This is a genomic window from Enterobacter sp. SES19, assembly GCF_011765665.1.
Classification (GTDB): domain Bacteria; phylum Pseudomonadota; class Gammaproteobacteria; order Enterobacterales; family Enterobacteriaceae; genus Enterobacter; species Enterobacter pseudoroggenkampii.
The window spans coordinates 1,082,146-1,101,019 of sequence record NZ_CP050320.1; the positions used below are offsets into that span (position 1 = coordinate 1,082,146).

The window sequence follows — 18,874 nt, forward strand, 5'->3', positions numbered from 1 at the left end:
GGTATGCTAGATAAAATTGACCGCAAGCTCCTTTCATTGCTGCAAAATGACTGTACCCTCTCTTTGCAGGCGCTGGCAGATGCCGTTAATCTGACCACCACCCCGTGCTGGAAGCGTCTTAAGAAGCTGGAAGATGACGGCATTCTTCTGGGGCGCGTCGCGTTATTAGATCCCGAAAAGCTGGGGCTTGGGCTGACGGCATTTGTGTTGATTAAAACCCAGCATCACAGCAGCGAGTGGTATTGCCGCTTCGTCACTCAGGTGTCTGAGATGCCCGAGGTGCTCGGTTTCTGGCGCATGGCCGGCGAGTACGATTACCTGATGCGCGTCCAGGTGGCCGACATGAAGCGCTATGATGATTTCTACAAGCGGCTGGTGAACAGCGTACCCGGTTTGTCGGACGTCACCTCAAGTTTCGCCATGGAACAGATTAAATACACCACAGCATTACCTATTGAATAACTTCGTAAAATACCTTCAGGAACAAACCGCGTGCGATTATTTGCCCAATTAAGCTGGTACTTTCGTCGGGAGTGGCAACGCTACCTCGGTGCAGTAGCCCTGCTTATTATCATTGCCATCCTGCAGCTGATCCCGCCGAAAGTGGTGGGGTACGTCGTGGATGGCGTCACCGAACAGCATTACACCACCGCACGGGTGTTGATGTGGGTCGGCACGCTGGTGCTGACGGCGGTCATTGTTTATCTGCTGCGCTACGTCTGGCGCGTGCTGCTGTTTGGTGCGTCCTATCAGCTGGCCGTTGAGCTGCGTGAAGATTTTTACCGCCAGCTGAGCCGACAGCATCCTGAATTTTATCTGCGCCACCGTACCGGGGATCTCATCGCCCGCGCCACTAACGACGTCGATCGCGTGGTCTTTGCTGCCGGGGAAGGGGTATTGACGCTGGTGGACTCGCTGGTGATGGGCTGTGCGGTGCTGATCGTGATGTCCACGCAGATCAGCTGGCAGTTGACCCTGCTCGCTCTTCTGCCGATGCCGATCATGGCGCTGGCGATCAATCGCTATGGTGAACAGCTGCACGAGCGCTTTAAGCTGGCGCAGGCGGCGTTTTCGTCTCTGAACGATCGCACCCAGGAGAGCATGACCAGCATTCGCATGATCAAAGCGTTTGGCCTGGAAGACCGGCAATCTGCGCTGTTTGCGGCCGATGCGGCGGACACGGGAGCGAAAAACATGCGCGTTGCGCGTATTGACGCCCGCTTCGACCCGACGATCTATATCGCGATTGGCATGGCGAACCTTTTGGCGATTGGCGGCGGCAGCTGGATGGTGGTGCAGGGCACGTTGACCCTGGGGCAATTAACCAGCTTTGCGATGTATCTGGGGCTCATGATCTGGCCGATGCTGGCGCTGGCCTGGATGTTTAACATCGTGGAGCGCGGCAGCGCCGCCTATAGCCGCATTCGCGCCATGCTGGCCGAAGCGCCTGTGGTCGTTGACGGCAGCGACGCGGTACCGGAAGGGCGCGGCGTCATGACCGTCGACGTCCGGCAGTTTATCTATCCGCATACGGAGAATCCGGTACTGGAGAACGTCAGCTTTACCCTACAGCCGGGCCAGATGCTGGGCATCTGCGGCCCGACGGGATCCGGCAAAAGTACCGTGCTGTCGCTGCTCCAGCGCCACTTTGACGTCACCGAGGGTGATATCCGCTTCCACGATATTCCCCTGACCAGGCTACTGCTGGATGAGTGGCGTGGTCGCCTGGCGGTCGTCAGCCAGACGCCGTTTTTATTTTCGGACACCGTGGCGAACAACATTGCCCTTGGACGTCCGTCGGCGACGCAGGAAGAGATTGAACATGTGGCGCGTTTGGCCAGTGTACATGAGGATATTTTGCGTCTGCCGCAGGGCTACGAAACGGAAGTTGGGGAACGCGGCGTCATGCTGTCCGGGGGACAAAAACAGCGTATCTCCATTGCCCGGGCGCTGCTGCTGAATGCGGAAATCCTGATCCTGGATGATGCGCTTTCTGCCGTGGATGGCCGTACCGAGCACGAAATCCTGCATAACCTGCGCCAGTGGGGCGACGGACGCACGGTGATTATCAGCGCCCACCGTTTGTCAGCGCTCACCGAAGCCAGCGAAATTCTGGTCTTACAACACGGGCACATTGCCCAGCGCGGGCAGCATGAAACGCTGGCCGAGCAGCCGGGCTGGTATCGCGATATGTACCGCTATCAACAGCTTGAAGCGGCGCTGGACGATGCGCCGGAGCAGGATGAGGAGGCCGCCAATGCGTAAGCTCGGAACGATGTGGCCGACGCTTAAACGTCTGCTGGCCTACGGCTCACCGTGGCGTAAACCGCTCTCGGTGGCCGTGCTTTTGCTCTGGATTGCAGCAATTGCCGAGGTGAGCGGTCCGCTGCTCATCAGCTATTTTATCGACAACATGGTCGCCAAAAGCTATCTACCGCTGGGTCTGGTGGCGGGTTTAGGCGTGGCCTACGTCGGCTTACAGCTGACGGCGGCAGGGTTGCACTATGCTCAGTCGCTGCTGTTTAACCGTGCAGCCGTGGGCGTTGTACAGCAGCTGCGTACGGACGTGATGGACGCGGCGCTTCGCCAGCCGCTCAGCGAGTTTGATATCCAGCCAGTCGGGCAGGTGATATCGCGCGTGACCAACGATACCGAGGTGATCCGCGATCTGTACGTCACCGTGGTTGCGACGGTATTACGCAGCGCGGCGCTGATTGGCGCGATGCTGGTGGCGATGTTCAGCCTCGACTGGCGCATGGCGCTGGTGGCGATCACCATCTTCCCGGCGGTGCTGATTGTTATGGTGATTTACCAGCGCTACAGCACGCCGATTGTGCGTCGGGTGCGCGCTTACCTGGCCGACATCAATGATGGCTTCAACGAAGTGATCAACGGCATGAGCGTCATCCAGCAGTTCCGCCAGCAGGCGCGCTTTGGCGAACGCATGGGCGAAGCCAGCCGTTCGCACTATATGGCGCGTATGCAGACGCTGCGCCTGGACGGTTTCCTGCTGCGACCGCTGCTGAGCCTTTTCTCGGCGCTGGTGCTGTGTGGGCTGCTGATGCTCTTTGGCCTGAGCTCAAACGGTACGATTGAAGTGGGCGTGCTGTATGCTTTTATTAGCTATCTGGGACGCCTCAACGAGCCGCTGATCGAGCTCACTACGCAGCAATCGATGCTGCAACAGGCGGTCGTCGCCGGTGAGCGCGTCTTTGAGCTGATGGACAGGCCGCGTCAGGCCTACGGCAATGATGAGCGACCTCTGCAAAGCGGGGCTATCACCTTTGATAACGTCTCGTTTGCCTATCGCGAAGACCGCCTGGTGTTGCAGGACATCACGCTTGACGTTCCGTCGCGCGGTTTTGTGGCGCTGGTGGGGCATACCGGCAGTGGTAAGAGCACGCTTGCCAGCCTGTTGATGGGCTATTACCCGGTCACGCAAGGTGAAATCCGCCTCGACGGACGCCCGCTTGCGTCTCTCAGCCACACCGTGTTACGCAAAGGCGTTGCGATGGTGCAGCAGGATCCGGTCGTTCTGGCCGATACCTTCTACGCCAACGTGACCCTGGGGCGAGACTACACCCAGGAGCAGGTCTGGGACGTGCTGGAAAAAGTGCAGCTGGCAGAGCTGGCGCGCGGGTTCAGCGACGGGATCAACACGAAGCTGGGCGAGCAGGGGAACAATCTCTCTGTCGGGCAAAAGCAGCTTCTGGCACTGGCGCGGGTGCTGATTGAAACGCCGCAGATACTGATTCTGGATGAAGCGACGGCCAGTATTGACTCCGGCACCGAGCAGGCTATCCAGCAGGCGCTGGCCGCGGTACGCGATCATACGACGCTGGTGGTGATTGCCCACCGCCTTTCCACCGTCGTCGATGCGGATACCATTCTGGTGCTGCATCGCGGACAGGCCGTTGAGCGCGGTACGCACCGCGAGCTGCTGGAAGCAAAAGGGCGCTACTGGCAGATGTACCAGCTGCAGCTGGCGGGCGAAGAGCTGGCCGCCAGCGTGCGTGATGAAGAGTCGCTTAGCGCCTGATGCACTAAAATGAGGCGGCGCGCTAACAGTCATTCCTGTTGGTGCAAAACTGAAACGCACCCTGCACCGGCATGGTGCGTTTTTTTCACCCGGGCGTTTAACAGAACCGTGTAACGCTCATCACACCGTTGTTCCCCTTCGTTTTCATTTCTGGCACACCCCTTGCAATACCTTCTGCGTAAGCTGCGGCCATTACCGAATTCTGACTGGAGGGGATCTATGAAGCTGGTTACGGTTGTAATCAAACCATTCAAACTCGAAGACGTGCGCGAAGCATTGTCTTCAATGGGTATTCAGGGACTGACTGTCACCGAAGTGAAAGGCTTTGGTCGTCAGAAGGGTCATGCCGAGCTTTATCGCGGGGCGGAATACAGCGTTAACTTTCTGCCAAAAGTAAAAATTGATGTCGCGATTGCTGACGATCAGCTTGACGAAGTCATTGATGTCATTAGCAAAGCGGCCTATACCGGCAAAATTGGCGACGGCAAAATTTTCGTTGCCGAACTGCAGCGCGTCATTCGCATTCGTACCGGCGAATCTGACGAAGCGGCTCTGTAATTAACGCCTGGCACACAGTGATAGGGATCGAGAAAATGAAGATAGCAACACTTAAAACGGGTCTGGGTTCGCTGGCACTGCTGCCGGGCCTGGCGCTGGCTGCTACCCCTGCGGTGGTCGACAAAGCCGATAACGCCTTTATGATGATCAGCACCGCGCTGGTGCTGTTCATGTCCATTCCGGGCATTGCGCTGTTCTACGGCGGCCTGATCCGTGGCAAAAACGTTCTCTCCATGCTGACGCAGGTTGCCGTGACGTTCGCACTGGTCTGCGTGCTGTGGGTGGTTTACGGTTACTCGCTGGCGTTCGGCACGGGCAACGCGTTCTTTGGTAACTTCGACTGGGTGATGCTGAAAAATATTGAGCTGACCGCGCTGATGGGCAGCTTCTATCAGTATATCCACGTTGCGTTCCAGGGCTCATTCGCCTGTATTACCGTCGGGCTGATTGTGGGCGCGCTCGCCGAGCGTATTCGTTTCTCTGCGGTCCTGATCTTCGTGGTGGTCTGGCTGACGCTCTCCTATGTGCCGATTGCGCACATGGTCTGGGGTGGCGGTCTGCTGGCAACGCACGGTGCGCTGGACTTTGCGGGCGGTACCGTTGTTCACATCAACGCCGCGGTAGCGGGTCTGGTGGGTGCCTACCTGATTGGCAAACGCGTGGGCTTCGGTAAAGAAGCGTTTAAACCGCACAACCTGCCGATGGTCTTTACCGGTACGGCTATCCTCTACTTTGGCTGGTTTGGCTTCAACGCCGGCTCAGCGAGTGCAGCAAACGAAATCGCCGCGCTGGCCTTCGTGAACACCGTTGTGGCCACGGCGGGTGCAATCCTCTCCTGGGTATTTGGCGAGTGGGCGGTACGCGGTAAACCTTCTCTGCTGGGTGCCTGTTCGGGTGCCATTGCCGGTCTGGTTGGCATCACGCCTGCGTGTGGTTATGTCGGTGTGGGCGGTGCGCTGCTGGTCGGCCTGGTGTCCGGTCTGGCGGGGCTGTGGGGCGTGACCGCACTGAAACGTCTGCTGCGCGTGGATGACCCTTGCGACGTATTTGGCGTCCACGGCGTGTGCGGTATTGTCGGCTGTATCATGACCGGTATCTTCGCGGCGAAATCGCTGGGTGGTGTGGGCTACGCTGAAGGCGTCACCATGGCTCACCAGCTTCTGGTGCAGCTGGAAAGTATTGCTATCACCGTGGTGTGGTCTGCCGTTGTCGCTTTCATTGGCTACAAACTGGCGGATATGACCGTCGGTCTGCGTGTCCCTGAAGAGCAGGAACGCGAAGGTCTGGACGTCAACAGCCACGGCGAGAATGCGTATAACGCGTAATAAACAGCAAAACGGCAACCTCAGGTTGCCGTTTTTAGTGTTTGTTCCCTCTCCCCGTGGGAGAGGGCCAGGGTGAGGGCATCAGGCCGCACAAGGTAAAAGCAAAACGGCAACCTCAGGTTGCCGTTTTTAGTGTGTATTCCCTCTCCCCGTGGGAGAGGGTCAGGGTGAGGGCATCAGGCCGCACATAATCACCCGCGATTACGCATTACCCCTTCCTGCACCGTTGAAGCGACCAGCACGCCGTCCTGGGTGTAAAACTCCCCACGCACAAACCCGCGAGCGCTCGACGCCGACGTACTCTCCACGCTGTAGAGCAGCCACTCATTCATGTTGAAGGGACGGTGGAACCACATCGAGTGATCGATCGTCGCGACCTGCATCCCTTTTTCCAGGAACCCAACGCCGTGCGGCTGCAGCGCCACCGGCAGGAAGTTGAAATCTGACGCATAGCCCAGCAGATACTGATGCACTCGGAAATCTTCCGGCACGGTGCCGTTAGCCCGGATCCACACCTGGCGCTTTGGCTCGGCGGTGTGGCCCTTCATCGGGTTATGGAACTCAACCGGGCGGATCTCCAGCGGTTTATCGCAGAGAAACTTTTCTTTGACCTGAGGCGGAAGCAGATGCGCCAGCGCACGGGCGATATCCGTTTCCGATTTGAGATCGTCTGGCGCGGGTGCCGGCGGCATCACTTTCTGGTGTTCATACCCGGGTTCCGGCGCCTGGAAAGAGGCGGTCATGTAAAAGATCGGCTTGCCGTTCTGAATGGCCGCGACGCGGCGCGCGCTGAAGCTGTTGCCGTCTCTCAGGACCTCAACGTCATACACGATCGGTTTCGCGCTATCGCCAGGGCGTAAGAAGTAGCTGTGGAACGAATGCACCAGACGGTCTGCCGGGACAGTCTCCTTTGCAGCGTACAGCGCTTGTCCAACGACTTGCCCCCCGAAGACCTGGCGTAAGCCGAGATCTTCGCTCTGTCCGCGAAAGAGTCCTTCCTCAATTTTTTCCAGATTCAGTAATGTCAGCAGATTGTTCAGTGCCTGACTCATAGTTGTCCTCAATAAACGCCGTAGCGAAAGATAGGCTGAGTATAACGCAGAAATGAAAGTGGTCCGATGGGTAGAATAATCTGAATATCAGGATGATTTCAGGCATTAATCAGTGAGTTGTGCCACACTTAACTACGTTATGTGATTGAAACGACATCGGATGGGATCGATCCCGCTGGTGCATTGATAAGGAGACTTCAATGAAACTCGTGCCCATGCTAAGTGGTGTAGCTATTGCGGTGGCGTTGTCCGCCTGTGCCGGTAAGAGCGCCCAGGTGCCAGTGCCAGCAGCAGACCCGAACGGGATTAATACCCTTTCGCAGCAATCCATTCAGCAGCCTAACGTTTCCGGTACCATCTGGATTAAACAGAGAGTTGCGCTGCCGCCGGATGCGGTATTAACCGTGACGCTGTCTGATGCTTCCCTGGCCGACGCACCGTCGAAAGTCGTGGCTCAGCGTGCCGTTCGTACTGAAGGCAAGCAGGCGCCGTTTAGCTTCGTGTTGCCGTATAACCCGTCGGACGTGCAGCCTAATGCCCGTATCCTGCTGAGCGCAGCGGTAACCATTAACGGTAAGCTGGTCTTCATTACTGATACGGTCCAGGAAGCGATTAACAACGGTGGGACCAAAATCGACCTGAACCTGGTGCCTGTGCAGCAGACCGAAGTGCCGGTCGCGCCGCAGACCAATCAGCCGTCCCTGCCAACCCCACCGACTCAGATGTAATGTGTATCCCCCTCTCCTTCGGGAGAGGGGTCAATATTCCCAGCGAAATTTCTGCAAATCGATCTGACCCGACCCTGACACCTGCACCCCCTCTGAAAGTAACGCCTGACGCTGACGCTGGAGATCCGGCCCAGTGAGCGAAATGGTGCCATGACGATTCACTACCCGATGCCAGGGCAACGTACTGCCTTCCGGCAGCCGTTTCAGGACGCCTCCAACCTGTCGCGCCGCGCGCGGTGAACCGGCCAGGCGTGCGACATCACCATAGGTGGTGACATAGCCTTCCGGAATTGAGGCAACGATTTGCCATACGCGCTGTGGAAAGGAGTCGTGTTCGTCCATACCTTCACCTGTGGGGAGTTTCTGGAAAGCTATGGTAAACCAGGATCTTCATGATTGCTGCGTCTGTTTGCGCAAGAAACCAGCATCCGGTTCCTGGCGGCTTGCAATTGGGCCCTCGCACAGGGATAATGCGCCAGCGCGTTGGTTATCAACGCTCTCAATGGGGGCTCTGTTGGTTCTCCCGCAACGCTACTCTGTTCACCAGGTCAGGTCCGGAAGGAAGCAGCCAGGGCAGACGACGTGTGTGCCGGGATGTAGCTGGCAGGGCCCCCACCCATTTCTGCCCTCATAAGATCTTCCTGCTTCACCTCTCCCTTTAAACCGCTATCCCGCAATAATATTATGCCTATATCGTGTAATATATATTTCATCCCACTGAAATATTATTGTCATAAACCTGTAATAATAGACTGTCATTTTATAATTGGACGGTTATTTTCTTCCATAACTCAAAAAAATATATATCTGGATAACATTGTTAACTTCGTGTATTAAATAAAGTACTTATTCCGAAGGGAAGTGACAAACATGGCTACAGCGGTATTAAACGTTAAGATTGATGATGCGCTGAAAGAAAGACTTCGCCACTATGCGGAAGTGAATAACGAGAATTTAAGCGTGACGACAGAGAAACTGCTGCTGCTGGCGTTCGAAGCAGTAGAAGAGGCGGGAGTATCGGAAGAGGATATTGATAATCAGCACACGGAAGAAGAGAGTGTTTCTCCTTTTACTCCTAAAGAAATCAAAGCTCTACGCAAACTTCTGAAGAAGAGAAAATGAAACAACAACTGTCAACTGCCAGTGACTACAAAGAGGCCTGCGATCTGTTGCGTTCAGGCTACGTGAAGCATGTACGTCTTGGCTGGAATGTCGGAAGTGATGAGTTCTTTCGTATTGCGTCTGACTGGTGTGATACCGGCGCAAAAATAAAGAAAGACGGTGAAAACTTCGTTATTTCACTGAAAGGTTTTCCTATTCCTGCTCAGCATTAACTCCTGGCTGGTGAAAACTGCTGACTGTATCCGTGACAGTCAGCAGTTTTTATTTTTTATGATCTGCTTCAAAAATTTTAATATTAGATCACGCTGCGTTTTAACGATGGCACGTTTTTATTCAGGGCGAGCCATAGCGGTTTGATCCTCAGCAACGCCTGTTCAAGCTCTGTCGATTCGAGCGAGAAGGGCATCCGTAAATAGCGGTCAAATGCGCCAGATAAACCAAACCGCGTACCGGTTCCCAGATTGATCCCCAGAATCTCAGCCCGCGCGGCAAGCTGTGTCGCCAGCATGCCCGGCAGCTCAATCCAGTAAGAGAGCCCGCCTTCCGCTTCATGGAATTTCCAGTCCGGGAAATGTTCGCGCAACAGTTCACCGCATCGATCGCGTCGTTCCGCCAGCATCTTCCGGCGCGCGGGCAGAAACGTCTCGCTGTTGTTAATGAGCCACAGCATCGCCAGCTGTTCCAGCAGCGGCGAGCCTAAATCCAGAGTATCCCGCGTCTGGGCAAGCGTGGCGATCGTGCGCGAGGAGGCGCGGATCCAGCCAAGACGCAGCCCTCCCCAGAAGCTTTTTCCGGCAGAGCCTAAGGTGATGACGGTGGCCTGCGTGTTAAAAGCGGCCAGCGGTGGCGGGGGAGGCGCGTCAAACCAGAGATCCACCATTGTTTCATCCACCACCAGCGCCGTGCGGGTTTGGGCAGCAATATCCGTGATGGCCCGACGGGTCGCGATATCCATACAGCGCCCGGTGGGGTTATGAAAATCAGGCATCAGATACGCCAGGCGAGGCGCCGTCTGGGCAAGCGTTGCCGCGAAGCCATCCGTATCCCAGCCGATTTCCGGCAGCGACACCCCCACGGGCCGACACTGCGCACCCTGAATGGCGGCAATCGCCAGCGGATAGGTGGGGTGATCGACCACGACGCGATCCCCCGGCCCGGTCATCATCCGCAGCACCAGCGCGAAGCCGCTGACGGCGCCATTGACAACCATCACTTCGTCTGCCCGGGTAGGAAGACCCCGCGCGGTATAGCGCGCAGCGATGGCCTCCCGCAGCGTGGGCAGCCCAAGCTGATCGTAGCCCGTCAGCGAGAGATGCTGCGTAATGGCCGTGAGCGCATGGGCATAAGCCTGATGGATCTCCGGCCCGGCATTGAGGGCAGCAGTAGAGAGATCCAGTGCGGCACTTGCCGCTGAAAGGGTGGGAACGGCGCGCGTATCCGGGAGGAGCACGCGTGACCCGCTGCCGTGGCGGCTTTCAAGATAACCCTCTTCTCGCAGGTGGGCGAGGGCGCTGCTGATGGTGGTCCGGCTCACGTCCAGCGCGGAGGCCAGCTCACGCTCGCCCGGTAGCCGTGTATTCAGCGCCAGACGTCCATCAAGGATTAACAGACGCAGCGCGTCGGCCAGCTGTCGCCAGAGCGGGGTACGGGATGAGGCTTGCTGCCAGTGGCCTAAAAGGCGTACCAGAGACTGGCTTCCGAAGCGACGTGATGACATATGCAGTCCACTATTTGAAAACTGGACATTAATCATAGTGCCATTTTAGGTCAGGATGAAAGCCTGGTTCACTGGAGAAGATAAAAATGGTACGTCGTCTGCTACAACTCTATGTCGGTTTAGGACTGTATGGCCTTTCCACCGCAATGTTTATTCGTTCCGATTTGGGTGTCGATCCCTGGGATGTTTTTCACCTTGGGGTGGGGATGCAGCTGGGGATGACGATCGGGACGGTGATCATTGTGACCGGCGCTGCGGTGCTGCTGCTGTGGATCCCCCTGCGCCAGATGCCGGGCCTGGGCACCATCAGCAACGTGATTTGTATCGGTCTGGCGGCGGACGCCAGCATGGCGCTTATTCCGGAACTGGATTCGTTACCTGTTCGCATCGCTTTCCTGGTGTCGGGTATCGTGATGAACGCGATTGCGACCAGCATGTACATTGGCGCAGGTTTTGGTCCTGGCCCACGCGACGGCCTGATGACCGGCATTCATGCCCGTCTGGGGTGGTCCATTCGCAGCGTGCGCACCTCCATTGAGGTGTCCGTCCTGCTGATTGGGTGCGTGCTTGGCGGCACGTTTGGGGTGGGAACCGTACTGTATGCCCTGACCATTGGCCCGCTTATCCAGCTCTGTCTGCCCTGGTTCCGCCAGAAGCCGCGCGTTGCTGAAATCGTGCAGCCGGAGCGGGTTGTCTAATTTTGCGAAGCGCTCACATGTTTTAACGGCGTCGCTGTGCCACAATAATGGGCCACGACTCACGTGATGCCACAATGCATGAAAGCGATCACTCTCTATGATGTCGCCCTCCTTGCGGGGGTTTCTTATCAGACCGTTTCCCGCGTCATTAACGACGCGGAGCATGTCTCTGCCCGCACGCGGGAAAAGGTGCAGCAGGCGATGGCGGAGCTGCACTACGTGCCTAACCTGCGGGCACAGCAGCTGGCGGGTAAACGCACCCGCACGCTGGGACTCATCACCACCGATCTGGCCCTGCATGCGCCCTCGCAAATCGTGTCGGCGGTAAAATCCCGGGCGGCGGAACAGGGGGCGAGCGTCCTTATTTCCATGGTGGAGCAGCCGCAGCAGTGTCAGGCCGCGCTTCAGGCGCTGCTGGCACAGCGGGTAGAGGCGCTGCTGGTGAATGTGCCGCTTGACGATCCTGACGCCGAAGCGCTCAGTGCGCTGGCGTCGCCTGTTCCGGTGCTGTTCCTTGATGTCTCGCCTTCAGCACAGGTAAACAGCCTCGTGTTTAACGCCGGGCAGGGCGCGCATCTGGGCGTTGAGCATCTGCTTTCTCTGGGGCATCAGCGCATTGCGCTGCTGAGCGGGCCGGAGAGCTCGGTCTCTGCTCGGGCGCGTCTGGCAGGATGGAAAGCGGCTCTGGCCCGGGTGGGGCTTGAAGCCGCTGCGGTGGCCTGCGGTGACTGGAGCGCGGCCAGCGGTTATGAGAAAGGGCATGTGCTGCTGTCGGGTAGCGCATTGCCGGATGCCATTCTGGTGGCGAACGATCAAATGGCGCTCGGGGTGATGCGCGCCTGCGCGGAAAAAGGGGTAGCGGTTCCGGGCCAGATATCGGTGGTTGGGTTCGACGATACGGCTGACAGCGCCTGGTTTTCTCCGCCGCTGACGACCATTCGGCAGGCGTTTCGCGAGGCGGGCGAGCGCAGCGTGGAGTGGCTGCTGGCCCCCACCGAAGGCGAGACGTGCTGGCAGGTTCAGCTGCCGGTGACGCTGGTTACCCGTCATTCCACCGCGCGCCGCGCGCCGCAGCAGGCCGAACGCGAGGATCTGGCGCAGCAGCTCAGAAGCCTGGCCTTGCTTGCCGAGCAGCTTGCCCGCAAATAAAACTTTGTGATCGGACTCGCTACCCTGCGATTGGGCGCTTTACCGTCGCAGAGTGCCAGGGCATGTTAACCAAAATTGTGAGCGCTTCGCAAAGAGGTTGATATGTCTCATACATCTTCGCTGACCCTCAGCGACATCCTGGCCCGTCGGGACTGGGAAAACCCCGGCGTTACCCAGTGGAACCGTCTGGCCGCACACGCGCCGTTGCACAGCTGGCGTAATGAATCTTCTGCCAGAGATGACGCTGGTTCCCTCAGCAGGCGCTCCCTCAACGGGATCTGGCGGTTTAGCTACTTTTCAGCGCCGGAGCAGGTTCCTCAGGCATGGGTAACAGAAGATTGCGCGGATCCCATTGCGATACCCGTGCCGTCTAACTGGCAGATGCAGGGGGTCGACACGCCCATCTATACCAATGTCACCTACCCGATCCCCGTCAACCCGCCTTTTGTGCCGCAGGAAAACCCGACCGGTTGTTACTCGCTCACATTCGATGTGGATGACGCCTGGCTGCAGAGCGGGCAAACCCGAATTATTTTTGATGGCGTGAACTCGGCGTTCCATCTGTGGTGCAACGGGCAGTGGATAGGCTATTCCCAGGACAGTCGATTGCCCGCCGAATTTGACCTCTCGGCGGCATTACGCCCCGGGCAGAACCGCCTGGCGGTCATGGTCTTGCGCTGGTGCGACGGCAGCTATCTGGAAGATCAGGACATGTGGCGCATGAGCGGCATTTTCCGTGATGTCTCCCTGCTGCATAAGCCGGAGACGCACATTGCGGATTATCATGTGGTCACCGATCTGAATGCGGAGCTGGACCGCGCGACGCTGAAAGTCGAGGTCTCGCTGACAGGCGCTGACTACGCGGAGTGCGACGTGGTGATAACGCTATGGCGCAACGGTGAACGCTGTGGCGGCACCACCCAACGGTCAGGCTCTGCCATTGTGGATGAACGCGGCAACTGGGCCGAGCGGTTAACGGCGGCGATCCCGGTTACAACCCCCGCGTTATGGAGTGCGGAAACCCCGGAACTCTATCGCCTGACGATTGCGCTTTTGGATGCGCAGGGCAGCGTGCTGGAGACGGAAGCGTGCGATGTCGGCTTCCGCCGCGTTGAAATCAGCAACGGCCTGCTGAAGCTCAACGGAAAACCGCTGCTGATCCGCGGGGTTAACCGGCACGAGCATCATCCGGAAAACGGCCAGGTGATGGACGAAGCGACGATGCGTCGCGATATTGAGATCATGAAGCAGCACAACTTCAACGCCGTGCGCTGCTCGCACTACCCGAACCATCCGCTGTGGTACCGGCTTTGCGATCGCTACGGGCTGTACGTTGTTGACGAAGCCAACATCGAAACCCACGGCATGGTGCCGATGAGCCGCCTCGCTGACGATCCGCGCTGGCTGCCCGCCATGAGCGAGCGCGTGACCCGTATGGTGCAGCGCGATCGTAATCATCCCTCAATTATCATATGGTCGCTGGGCAATGAGTCCGGGCACGGTGCAAACCACGACGCGCTGTATCGCTGGGTGAAGTCCACGGATCCGACGCGTCCGGTGCAGTATGAAGGCGGCGGCGCGAACACGGCGGCGACGGATATTGTCTGTCCGATGTATGCCCGGGTCGATCAGGATCAGCCCTTCCCGGCAGTGCCTAAATGGTCAATCAAAAAATGGATCGGCATGCCGGATGAAACGCGTCCGCTGATCCTCTGCGAATACGCCCACGCGATGGGGAACAGCTTCGGCGGGTTCGCGAAATACTGGCAGGCGTTTCGCAGCCACCCTCGGTTGCAGGGGGGATTTGTCTGGGACTGGGTCGATCAGGCTCTGACGAAGCAAGATGAAGAGGGCAATTCGTTCTGGGCATACGGCGGGGACTTTGGCGATAAGCCAAACGACCGACAGTTCTGCCTGAATGGGCTGGTCTTCCCCGATCGCACGCCGCACCCGGCGCTGTACGAGGCGCAGCGCGCGCAGCAGTTCTTCACCTTTACGCGGGTCAGCACCTCTCCGCTGGTGATTGAGGTGCAAAGCGGCTACCTGTTCCGCCACACCGATAACGAAGTGCTGAGCTGGACGGTTGCCCGGGATGGGAAGGTACTGGCTTCGGGCGAGGTGACGCTGGCGATAGCCCCTGAAGGCGCTCAGCGTCTGGAGATCGCTCTGCCGGAATTGAAAGCCGAACCGGGGGAAGTCTGGCTGAATGTTGAAGTGCGCCAGCCGCGTGCAACGCCGTGGTTACCGGCTGACCATCGCTGCGCGTGGGAGCAGTGGCCGCTTCCGTCTCCGCTGTTTGTCGCACCGCCAGCCTCTGCGGGCGAGCCGCCGGTTTTGACGCAAAACGACCGCATCCTGGCGATCGCGCATGGTCAACAGCGCTGGCAGTTCGATCGTGCATCCGGAAACCTGACCCAATGGTGGCGAAATGGCGTGGAAACGCTGATGTCACCTCTGACGGATAACGTCAGCCGTGCGCCGCTGGACAATGATATTGGAGTGAGTGAAGCGACGAGGATCGATCCGAATGCCTGGGTTGAACGCTGGAAAGCGGCGGGCATGTACAATTTCACCTCACGCGTTCTGTACTGTGAGGCAGAGCAGCATGCGGGCGAAGTCGTGGTCAATACCCTTCACGTCGGGGAGTATCATGGCAAAACGCTGTTCCTGAGCCGTAAAGTCTGGCGGGTGGATGACCGCGGGAGGCTGCACGGCGATATTCAGGTGGATATTGCGTCCGATATCCCGGAACCCGCACGTATTGGCCTGAGCGTTCATCTCGCCGAAACGCCGGAAAACGTGTCCTGGCTGGGGCTGGGGCCGCATGAAAACTACCCGGACAGAACGCTGGCGGCACAGCAGGGACGCTGGACATTACCCCTGGCGGAGATGCACACGCCGTATATCTTCCCGACGGAAAATGGTTTGCGCTGCGATACCCGCGAACTTGTGCTGGGAACGCATCAGCTGAATGGCAGGTTCCATTTCTCGGTGAGCCGCTACAGCCAGCAGCAGCTGCGGGAGACAACCCATCACCATTTGCTGCGGGAAGAGCCGGGGTGCTGGCTCAACCTTGATGCATTCCATATGGGCGTGGGCGGCGACGACTCCTGGAGCCCCAGCGTTTCACCGGAATTCATCCTCCAGACTCGTCAGCTTCGCTATACCTTCAGCTGGCAGCAGAACCCTTAACTGACCAGGAGAGGCGGCCACAGGGCGTGGCCGTAGGCTTACGCCAGAATGCCGCTCAGACCGTGCAGGCTCATATAAATCCCTACCACGGTAATCAGCGCTGCGGAGATCCACGGCGCTTTACGGGAAAATTCGCTAAACCCGGGCCAGCGTTTTGTCGCATGTTTGAGGCTCAAGGCGGCAATCGCGCCGGAAGCGACCAGCGTTAGCGCCAGACCGATACTGAAGCTAAATACCAGCGTTGCGCCGAGGGCAAAATGCTTCAGCTGCAGGCAGATCAGCAGAACGGTGATGGAGGCCGGGCAGGGGATAAGCCCGCCGGTCAGGCCAAACATGACGATCTGTCCGGTGGTGACGTTTTGACCGCTGAAGCGGCGGTTAATATCCTGCGCGTGCGCGCGCTGGTGGGCATCCTGCCACTCCTCTTCAACCAGCGGGTGTTCGTGGTGGTGATGATCATGATGATGGTCATGGTGGTGATGATCGTAATGGTGATGATCGTGTGGCTGGCTCTCTTTCCAGGTTCGCCACGCCATCCACAGGGCGATCGCAACGATCAACACCCCGGAGATCAGCTGGAACCAGGGTTCGGACGTATGCGCATCCCAGCCCCGACCAAACCATAATCCCGCCATAGCAACGAGCCAGACCACCGCCGTATGGGAGAGCGTGGCCGCCAGGCCGAGAAGTACCGCCTGTTTCAGCGTGCCGCGGATGGCCACGATAAAAGCGGCCATCATGGTCTTTGAGTGGCCCGGTTCCAGGCCATGCAGCGCGCCAAGCAGGATAGCGCTGGGAACAAACAGCCAGGCATTACCCTGCTGCAGGAGTGAAGCAAAATCGGTCATGGGGGATTCCGGCGTGGAAAATGTCTGCAAATACTACTCCCCCCCAGTAGATTAATACTACCCCCCAGTAGAAAAATACTCAGGGGGAGTAGAGCGTGTTATGCTTTAAAAGCCAAAAATAAGGGATAGAGAGATGTCGCATACCGTTCGCGATAAGAAAATGTTACTGACTCGCCTGAAGAAAATTCAAGGGCAGAGTCATGCCCTGGAGAAAATGCTCAACAGCGATCACGAATGCGCCGAGGTGTTACAGCAGCTGGCGGCGATCCGCGGGGCGGTCAACGGCATGATGATGCAGGTGATCGAAGGGCATTTAACCGATCATGTGGTGAAAGAACCTGAAGAAGCGCAGCGTGAAGCCGATCTTGGCGTGGTGCTGCAGGTGATCAAATCCTATCTTAAGTAGAATGCGTGCCGAGGTTATTCTCTGCCCAAAGGATAAATTCCATTTTCGGCAGCGCTTTGCTGTAGTACCAGCCCTGTCCGTACTGCACGCCGTGCTGGTGCAGCCAGGCGAGCTGCCCGGCGGTCTCGACGCCTTCCGCAACCATCGCCAGCTGCAGCGACTTCGCCATTTCAATAATGTGCGGCGTCACGTTTTTGTACTCCAGCGCATCCACGAACGATTTATCAATTTTTAGCGTGTCGACATCCAGATCCTGCAGATAGCTCAGGCTGGAATAGCCCGTACCAAAATCATCTATATAGACAGGGTGCCCCGAACGGCGGAAGGCGGCGATAGCCGGCGCGCTGATTTTGGGATCGGCAAAGCCGCGCTCGGTGACCTCAAGGGCGATTTGGCTCGGGTGGACCTTCCATTTGTTCAGCAAGTGACTCAGCAGCGGCGGCAGCGTGCCGGAGGTTAAATCGGCGGGCGCGAGGTTGATGGAGATATGCTGATCGGGGTGAAGGTGCAGCCAGTTGCCCATATCCTCGAACACTTTTTCGATAACGAGCTGCGTCAGCTGGGAGATAAGCCCGGTTTGCTCAGCAAGAGGAATAAAAATATCAGGCGAGAGGCTGCTTCCGTCCGGCTGCGGCCAGCGCGTCAGCGCTTCTGCGCCGACAATTTTTCCGCTACACAGCGCCACGATGGGCTGATAGTGAACCACAAAATCGCGGCTGTTAATGGCGTCAAGCAGGCGGTTGCGCGGCGACTGAATGCGACGCAGTATCCGCAGGACAAAGAGCGCGGCAAGCAGGCTTATCAGGACGCCGAAGGGGAGCCATAAAAGCAGCTGCCGGTGCCAGGTTTCCGCCAGCGGTTTGAGCGTAGCCCATGCGACAACGGTAAATCCCAGTTCAGGTACAGGCTTCATAACGTACATTGAACCGTCGTACTGTATGCTGGTCATCTCCTGACCTTTGATCATGTCACGGATATGCGGATCGAGTGTATTGCTGCTGGCGAAGATACGGTGTGTTGTGCTTCCAACAAGGGCTGCATCAATCGCTATCTCGCCGAAAGGGATGACATCCACCAGTGAGGCCGGATCGACCAGGACAAGGTAATGACCTTGCCCCAGCACCGCCATGTAGCGATGAAACCCAAGATCGTTTTGCGTGGTCAGCCATGCGCTGTAACCGTCTTCGGTAATGCGCATCGGCGGGGGGAAAGGGGCGGCATGGCTGGTTTGCTCAAGAGAGGAGCAGAGCGGCCTGAGGTTGTCGATATAAATCACTTCCTGAACGTATCGCCACGAGAAAGCGACCCGTCGCATCTCTCTTAACTGCAACGGGCTGCACGGCACGCCCTCAAAGGCCTGCAGATGATTAAGCGCTTCTTTCGCCTGATCCACGACCTTGTCGGTGCGTATCAGCACGCGTGAGGCATAGTTTTCCAGCGCATCGACAAATTTATCTTCCGCCTGGCGATGGGCCAGCCAGATGCTCAGGCAAATGGGGACCAGCACGGAAAAGATAAGTACGCCAGTCACCAGACTGACCAGATGTCGGGTTTTCATGCTGTCGTGTCCTTCCTCGTATACCCGTTCCTGAGCACTGAGTTCCCTGCCTGAAGAGAAAGATTTTACCGCGAAATGATATAGTTATAGCACGTGGGTGGCCTGGTTTTCATTTTATCTCAGGTAAACCAGAAAATATCGTCAGAAGGAAGGGGTTGTTTTTAGAACCTGTCCTGGATATTATTTTGTTATGTTATAACAAAACATAAGGGATTGACGATGAAACCCAATATCCATCCAGCCTATCGCACCGTGGTCTTCCACGACACCAGCGCGAATGAATACTTCAAGGTTGGCTCAACCATTAAGACCGACCGCGAAATTGAACTCGACGGTGAAACATATCCGTATATCACCATCGAGGTTTCTTCAAAATCGCACCCGTTTTATACCGGTAAGCAGAAAACGTTCTCCACGGACGGTAGCGCAGCGCGCTTCCGCAAGCGTTTTGGCGGCTTTCTCAATGCGAAGCGGGGCTAACC

Annotated in this window: 18 protein-coding genes and 1 other RNA gene; 14 read left to right on the top strand and 5 right to left on the bottom strand. The window is 57.6% G+C overall.

Features of this window, described 5'->3' with window-relative positions; all coding sequences use genetic code 11:
* Positions 1 to 3 precede the first annotated feature (3 nt).
* From GXP72_RS05060 to amtB, 5 genes are all read left to right on the top strand, one after another.
* A complete protein-coding gene (locus GXP72_RS05060) occupies positions 4 to 462 on the top strand; it encodes an Lrp/AsnC family transcriptional regulator (protein ID WP_023310581.1) in 459 nt (152 codons plus the stop codon).
* Positions 463 to 492: 30 nt separating this feature from the next.
* Positions 493 to 2,265 (top strand): SmdA family multidrug ABC transporter permease/ATP-binding protein, encoded by a 1,773-nt coding sequence (locus tag GXP72_RS05065; RefSeq protein WP_148769736.1) that lies wholly within the window; start codon positions 493 to 495, stop codon positions 2,263 to 2,265.
* Positions 2,258 to 4,039, top strand: a complete 1,782-nt coding sequence (locus tag GXP72_RS05070) for a SmdB family multidrug efflux ABC transporter permease/ATP-binding protein (RefSeq protein ID WP_024906830.1) — start codon at positions 2,258 to 2,260, stop codon at positions 4,037 to 4,039. The genes GXP72_RS05065 and GXP72_RS05070 overlap by 8 nt, the downstream gene beginning before the upstream one ends.
* Positions 4,040 to 4,258: 219 nt before the next feature.
* Entirely contained in the window at positions 4,259 to 4,597 is a 339-nt protein-coding gene (glnK, locus tag GXP72_RS05075) for a P-II family nitrogen regulator (protein WP_008503304.1), read from the top strand.
* 35 nt (positions 4,598 to 4,632) lie between these two features.
* On the top strand, positions 4,633 to 5,922 hold the full coding sequence (gene amtB / locus GXP72_RS05080; protein WP_208763563.1) for an ammonium transporter AmtB: 1,290 nt from the start codon (positions 4,633 to 4,635) through the stop codon (positions 5,920 to 5,922).
* Positions 5,923 to 6,113: 191 nt separating this feature from the next.
* On the opposite strand, the gene tesB is transcribed toward amtB, so the two are convergent.
* Positions 6,114 to 6,974 carry an acyl-CoA thioesterase II gene (gene tesB / locus GXP72_RS05085; RefSeq protein ID WP_024906832.1) on the bottom strand — a complete coding sequence of 287 codons (861 nt, stop codon included), beginning with the start codon at positions 6,972 to 6,974 and terminating at the stop codon, positions 6,114 to 6,116.
* A 200-nt stretch (positions 6,975 to 7,174) separates the two neighbouring features.
* On the opposite strand from tesB, the gene GXP72_RS05090 reads away from it, so the two are divergent.
* Entirely contained in the window at positions 7,175 to 7,702 is a 528-nt protein-coding gene (locus GXP72_RS05090) for a YbaY family lipoprotein (protein ID WP_024906833.1), read from the top strand.
* A 30-nt stretch (positions 7,703 to 7,732) separates the two neighbouring features.
* Here the strand turns inward: GXP72_RS05090 and GXP72_RS05095 are convergent, their stop codons facing one another.
* Positions 7,733 to 8,044 carry an MGMT family protein gene (locus GXP72_RS05095; protein WP_061715865.1) on the bottom strand — a complete coding sequence of 104 codons (312 nt, stop codon included), beginning with the start codon at positions 8,042 to 8,044 and terminating at the stop codon, positions 7,733 to 7,735.
* Positions 8,045 to 8,214: 170 nt separating this feature from the next.
* Between GXP72_RS05095 and ffs the strand changes: the two genes are divergently transcribed.
* From ffs to GXP72_RS05110, 3 genes are all read left to right on the top strand, one after another.
* Positions 8,215 to 8,311, top strand: an RNA gene (gene ffs / locus GXP72_RS05100) — signal recognition particle sRNA small type.
* Between the two features lie 261 nt (positions 8,312 to 8,572).
* Complete coding sequence (locus GXP72_RS05105) at positions 8,573 to 8,824, top strand: hypothetical protein (RefSeq protein ID WP_023310587.1); 252 nt, start codon at positions 8,573 to 8,575, stop codon at positions 8,822 to 8,824.
* Positions 8,821 to 9,036, top strand: coding sequence for a hypothetical protein (locus GXP72_RS05110; RefSeq protein WP_008503298.1), 216 nt, complete (start codon positions 8,821 to 8,823; stop codon positions 9,034 to 9,036). Before GXP72_RS05105 ends, GXP72_RS05110 begins: the two co-directional genes overlap by 4 nt.
* A gap of 83 nt (positions 9,037 to 9,119) precedes the next feature.
* Here the strand turns inward: GXP72_RS05110 and GXP72_RS05115 are convergent, their stop codons facing one another.
* The gene (locus GXP72_RS05115) at positions 9,120 to 10,541 is read right to left on the bottom strand and encodes a PLP-dependent aminotransferase family protein (protein ID WP_024906835.1); all 1,422 of its coding nucleotides are present in this window, start codon (positions 10,539 to 10,541) and stop codon (positions 9,120 to 9,122) included.
* A gap of 86 nt (positions 10,542 to 10,627) precedes the next feature.
* Between GXP72_RS05115 and GXP72_RS05120 the strand changes: the two genes are divergently transcribed.
* The 3 genes from GXP72_RS05120 to GXP72_RS05130 all read left to right on the top strand — a co-directional run bounded on the left by GXP72_RS05120 (position 10,628) and on the right by GXP72_RS05130 (position 15,580).
* Positions 10,628 to 11,239 carry a membrane protein gene (locus tag GXP72_RS05120; RefSeq protein ID WP_032646175.1) on the top strand — a complete coding sequence of 204 codons (612 nt, stop codon included), beginning with the start codon at positions 10,628 to 10,630 and terminating at the stop codon, positions 11,237 to 11,239.
* 78 nt (positions 11,240 to 11,317) lie between these two features.
* Positions 11,318 to 12,388, top strand: a complete 1,071-nt coding sequence (locus tag GXP72_RS05125) for a LacI family DNA-binding transcriptional regulator (protein WP_148769738.1) — start codon at positions 11,318 to 11,320, stop codon at positions 12,386 to 12,388.
* A 102-nt stretch (positions 12,389 to 12,490) separates the two neighbouring features.
* The gene (locus tag GXP72_RS05130; RefSeq protein ID WP_208763564.1) at positions 12,491 to 15,580 is read left to right on the top strand and encodes a beta-galactosidase; all 3,090 of its coding nucleotides are present in this window, start codon (positions 12,491 to 12,493) and stop codon (positions 15,578 to 15,580) included.
* Between the two features lie 38 nt (positions 15,581 to 15,618).
* Here the strand turns inward: GXP72_RS05130 and GXP72_RS05135 are convergent, their stop codons facing one another.
* A complete protein-coding gene (locus GXP72_RS05135; protein WP_208763565.1) occupies positions 15,619 to 16,428 on the bottom strand; it encodes a nickel/cobalt efflux protein RcnA in 810 nt (269 codons plus the stop codon).
* A gap of 133 nt (positions 16,429 to 16,561) precedes the next feature.
* Here GXP72_RS05135 and GXP72_RS05140 point away from each other — a divergent pair, with 133 nt between their 5' ends.
* Positions 16,562 to 16,834 carry a metal/formaldehyde-sensitive transcriptional repressor gene (locus GXP72_RS05140; RefSeq protein ID WP_032646179.1) on the top strand — a complete coding sequence of 91 codons (273 nt, stop codon included), beginning with the start codon at positions 16,562 to 16,564 and terminating at the stop codon, positions 16,832 to 16,834.
* On the opposite strand, the gene GXP72_RS05145 is transcribed toward GXP72_RS05140, so the two are convergent.
* Entirely contained in the window at positions 16,827 to 18,392 is a 1,566-nt protein-coding gene (locus tag GXP72_RS05145) for an EAL domain-containing protein (RefSeq protein WP_032646180.1), read from the bottom strand. The two genes, GXP72_RS05140 and GXP72_RS05145, sit on opposite strands and share 8 nt — an antisense overlap.
* A 219-nt stretch (positions 18,393 to 18,611) precedes the next feature.
* Here GXP72_RS05145 and GXP72_RS05150 point away from each other — a divergent pair, with 219 nt between their 5' ends.
* Complete coding sequence (locus tag GXP72_RS05150) at positions 18,612 to 18,872, top strand: type B 50S ribosomal protein L31 (RefSeq protein WP_006176933.1); 261 nt, start codon at positions 18,612 to 18,614, stop codon at positions 18,870 to 18,872.
* Positions 18,873 to 18,874 lie beyond the last annotated feature (2 nt).

What these genes read in the sequence shown, in the direction of transcription:
- GXP72_RS05120 (WP_032646175.1), top strand. Translation starts at nt 10,628, where the DNA reads ATGGTACGTCGTCTGCTACAACTCTATGTCGGTTTAGGACTGTATGGC.
- GXP72_RS05070 (WP_024906830.1), top strand. Translation starts at nt 2,258, where the DNA reads ATGCGTAAGCTCGGAACGATGTGGCCGACGCTTAAACGTCTGCTGGCC.
- GXP72_RS05110 (WP_008503298.1), top strand. Translation starts at nt 8,821, where the DNA reads ATGAAACAACAACTGTCAACTGCCAGTGACTACAAAGAGGCCTGCGAT.
- GXP72_RS05145 (WP_032646180.1), bottom strand. Translation starts at nt 18,392, where the DNA reads ATGAAAACCCGACATCTGGTCAGTCTGGTGACTGGCGTACTTATCTTT.
- GXP72_RS05150 (WP_006176933.1), top strand. Translation starts at nt 18,612, where the DNA reads ATGAAACCCAATATCCATCCAGCCTATCGCACCGTGGTCTTCCACGAC.
- amtB (WP_208763563.1), top strand. Translation starts at nt 4,633, where the DNA reads ATGAAGATAGCAACACTTAAAACGGGTCTGGGTTCGCTGGCACTGCTG.
- GXP72_RS05135 (WP_208763565.1), bottom strand. Translation starts at nt 16,428, where the DNA reads ATGACCGATTTTGCTTCACTCCTGCAGCAGGGTAATGCCTGGCTGTTT.
- GXP72_RS05125 (WP_148769738.1), top strand. Translation starts at nt 11,318, where the DNA reads ATGAAAGCGATCACTCTCTATGATGTCGCCCTCCTTGCGGGGGTTTCT.
- tesB (WP_024906832.1), bottom strand. Translation starts at nt 6,974, where the DNA reads ATGAGTCAGGCACTGAACAATCTGCTGACATTACTGAATCTGGAAAAA.
- glnK (WP_008503304.1), top strand. Translation starts at nt 4,259, where the DNA reads ATGAAGCTGGTTACGGTTGTAATCAAACCATTCAAACTCGAAGACGTG.
- GXP72_RS05060 (WP_023310581.1), top strand. Translation starts at nt 4, where the DNA reads ATGCTAGATAAAATTGACCGCAAGCTCCTTTCATTGCTGCAAAATGAC.
- GXP72_RS05095 (WP_061715865.1), bottom strand. Translation starts at nt 8,044, where the DNA reads ATGGACGAACACGACTCCTTTCCACAGCGCGTATGGCAAATCGTTGCC.
- GXP72_RS05105 (WP_023310587.1), top strand. Translation starts at nt 8,573, where the DNA reads ATGGCTACAGCGGTATTAAACGTTAAGATTGATGATGCGCTGAAAGAA.
- GXP72_RS05115 (WP_024906835.1), bottom strand. Translation starts at nt 10,541, where the DNA reads ATGTCATCACGTCGCTTCGGAAGCCAGTCTCTGGTACGCCTTTTAGGC.
- GXP72_RS05130 (WP_208763564.1), top strand. Translation starts at nt 12,491, where the DNA reads ATGTCTCATACATCTTCGCTGACCCTCAGCGACATCCTGGCCCGTCGG.
- GXP72_RS05090 (WP_024906833.1), top strand. Translation starts at nt 7,175, where the DNA reads ATGAAACTCGTGCCCATGCTAAGTGGTGTAGCTATTGCGGTGGCGTTG.
- GXP72_RS05140 (WP_032646179.1), top strand. Translation starts at nt 16,562, where the DNA reads ATGTCGCATACCGTTCGCGATAAGAAAATGTTACTGACTCGCCTGAAG.